Genomic DNA, 474 nt, shown 5'->3' with positions numbered 1-474 from the left:
CAACAGAGCCGTTGGCCGGGGGGTCGGCACGTCAGGGCAACAGGAGGACGCAATGCGAGCACGTACCCTCCCCCTCTCTCGGCAGCGCTCGGGCGGGGGGAAGCCCATCGTCCGCAAGGCACTGGCCGTCGCGGCCGTGGTGTCGCTGGGCACCGGGCTGCTGGCCGGCTGCGCCGACGACGGCGGAGACGACTCCGACTCCTCGTCGGGCGGTGAGGGCAGGACGACGGTCACGCTGGGCCTGTTCGGCACCTTCGGCTTCAAGGAGGCCGGCCTGTACGCCGAGTACGAGAAGCTGAACCCCGATATCAAGATCGCTGAGAACGTCATCGAGCGGAACGAGAACTACTACCCCGCCCTCCTCAACCACCTGACCACCAACAGCGGCCTGCAGGACGTCCAGGCCGTCGAGGTCGGCAACATCGCCGAGATCGTCGCCACCCAGGCCGGCAAGCTCGAGGACCTCTCCAAGGC

Annotated in this window: 1 pseudogene; it reads left to right on the top strand. The window is 68.4% G+C overall.

Features of this window, described 5'->3' with window-relative positions:
* Nucleotides 1-52 precede the first annotated feature (52 nt).
* Nucleotides 53-474, top strand: a pseudogene (locus KDL01_RS41865) (carbohydrate ABC transporter substrate-binding protein); the annotation flags it as partial.

It is taken from the genome of Actinospica durhamensis, assembly GCF_018139695.1.
In the GTDB taxonomy this organism is placed as follows: Bacteria; Actinomycetota; Actinomycetes; order Streptomycetales; family Catenulisporaceae; genus Actinospica; species Actinospica durhamensis.
This window is presented reverse-complemented; position numbering and strand designations above follow the sequence as displayed.